Source organism: Streptomyces sp. YS-3, from assembly GCF_045257485.1.
Lineage (GTDB): Bacteria > Actinomycetota > Actinomycetes > Streptomycetales > Streptomycetaceae > Streptomyces.
Map to the genome: position 1 here is coordinate 1 of NZ_JBJHPC010000877.1, position 2,010 is coordinate 2,010.

At 77.9% G+C, this 2,010-nt stretch carries 4 protein-coding genes; all 4 read right to left on the reverse strand.

The window, feature by feature from the left end; genetic code table 11:
* Window positions 1-422, reverse strand: a 422-nt coding sequence (locus tag ACJA3G_RS35825; RefSeq protein ID WP_406557205.1) for an Rv3654c family TadE-like protein, incomplete at its 3' end; no start/stop codon positions are given.
* A complete protein-coding gene (locus tag ACJA3G_RS35830; RefSeq protein WP_406557206.1) occupies window positions 419-868 on the reverse strand; it encodes a TadE family type IV pilus minor pilin in 450 nt (149 codons plus the stop codon). The genes ACJA3G_RS35830 and ACJA3G_RS35825, both read right to left, overlap by 4 nt.
* On the reverse strand, window positions 855-1,055 hold the full coding sequence (locus tag ACJA3G_RS35835) for a DUF4244 domain-containing protein (protein ID WP_406557207.1): 201 nt from the start codon (window positions 1,053-1,055) through the stop codon (window positions 855-857). Before ACJA3G_RS35835 ends, ACJA3G_RS35830 begins: the two co-directional genes overlap by 14 nt.
* Before the next feature lie 131 nt (window positions 1,056-1,186).
* Window positions 1,187-1,624, reverse strand: a complete 438-nt coding sequence (locus ACJA3G_RS35840) for a type II secretion system F family protein (RefSeq protein WP_406557208.1) — start codon at window positions 1,622-1,624, stop codon at window positions 1,187-1,189.
* Between the last annotated feature and the right edge of the window lie 386 nt (window positions 1,625-2,010).

A 2,010-nucleotide genomic window follows, 5' to 3' on the forward strand; every position in this document is an offset into this window, starting at 1 on the left:
GCGGGGGGCTCCGGCCCCGGGGCCGCCGGCAGGAAGCGGTACGCGGGAGGCGCCGCCGGACCTGCCCGGGACCTGATCTCCGGGGCGTACGGGCCGAACCTCGCCCGTACGGTGACATCGGCGATCTCCCCCGTCACCGTGCACCGGACCACCTCGCCGCCCTGCGCTCCCGCGACCCGGACCGCCCCGGCGCAAGCCTCGGCCGTCCCCCACAGCGCCCGGTCGGCCGCCGCCAGCGCCGCCAGGTCCGCCGCGCCCCCCGCCCGGTGCCGGGCCGCCACGGCCTGCCCGAGGGCGAGGACGGCCGCGAACACCAGGCAGAGCGCGGAGGCGGCCACCGCCACCCAGACGGACGCCGAGCCCCGGTCCCGGGCACGGGCCGCGCGGCTGGCCGCCAGGGCACCCCACCTCCTCGGCCTCATCGCTCCTCCCCGACCAGGGGCCGCCCCACCGTGTCCTCCGCCAGCGCCGCCGCGTCCCCGCTCAGCGTCAGGGCCAGCGCGTGCGGGCCCGGGGTCGGGGCTTCCACCCGTACGCGCCACAGGTCGCCGTCCCGCCGCAGCGCGACCCTCGCCCCGGGCGGGGCCGCCGATCGGGCGGCGGCCAGCACCTCCTGCTCGGCCTCGGACCTCGCGGCGGCCCGGGCCCCGGCCCTGGCCGCGTCCAGGCACTGGATCTGCGCGGCGGCGGCCATCAGCCCCCACAGCAGCGCCAGCGCGAACGCGGCCAGCGCCGGGATCACCACAGCCGCCTCTGCCGTCACGAAGCCCCGGTCGGCGCGGAGATGACGCCCGCGCCCCACGGGCGGCGGGCCCTTCCCAAGCCGGTGGCCGTCCGGCCCGGGGGCACCCTCCTCAGAACTGCACATCGAGCGCCCTCCCCACCAGCGACTGGAGCGCCGAGGAGACGGCCTCGCTCGTCACCACCTTGTAGAGCACCGCCGCGAAGCCGCACGCGGCGATCGTTCCCACCGCGTACTCGCTGGTCGTCATTCCGGCGTCCCCGCGCATCCGCCGCGCGACACACCGCATCCATGTCCTCATCCCAACCCCCATGCCGGTCCTGTTGTTGCCGTCTTCGGATCTCTTGCCGTCTTCGGCTGCCTTGCCGTCTTCCGCCAGTGCGCCTTGTCGAGTGGTCGCGTCCTCCCCCCTAGCCGTTGCAAGCCCGCGCTCCGCCCGCGCGTTCAGCGTCCGAGCAATCCGCCCGCCAGTCCGATCACCACCGGCGCCACCCCGGCGGCCAGGAACGCGGGCAGGAAGCAGAGCCCCAGTGGTCCGGTGATCAGTACGCCCGCCCGCCGGGCCCGGGCGGCCGTCGTCCGGGCCCGCTCGGCACGGCAGCGCTCGGCCACCCGGCCCACCGGGCCGGCCGCAGGCGCCCCCGAGGAGGCGGCCCGCTCCAGGCACCGGGCCAACCCGGCCGCGCCCGGTATCTCGCCCAACCTCCCCCACGCCTCGGCCGGCTCGCCCCCGAGTCGCAGCTCGGCGGCGATCTGGGCGAGCCGCCGCCCCACGGGACCGTCCAGCGACTCGCCCACGGCCCCGGCCGCCTCACGCGGCCCCGCGCCGGCCGACAGGCACGCGGCCAGCAGATCGGCGGCGAGCGGCAGTTCCGGGTCCATCGCCTCGGTACCGGAAGGCGCACGTCGCGGCTCCCGGCGACGGGCCCAGTGCCCGGTCCCGTACGCGGCGGCCAGCACTCCCAGTGGCGCGGCCCAGGCACTGGCGCGCCCCCGGATCAGCGCCCCGCCTGCCGTGCCCCCGTCCAGCAGCCGGGCGACCCGTGACCAGACGGACGACAGCCAGGTGCCCGACTTCCGCGTGCCCGAGGTCCATGTGCCCAGTGACGGTGTGCCCGGTGACGGTGACGCCCACGGTCGCGTGGCTGCCGCCACAAGTCCCGCCCCCGCCGCCGTACCGCCCGCTCCCGGCCGCGCCCGGCGATCTCCAGCACTGTCCACAGGACGAGGGCCACGAGCGCCGCCGTCACCCCCAGGCTGTGGAAAAC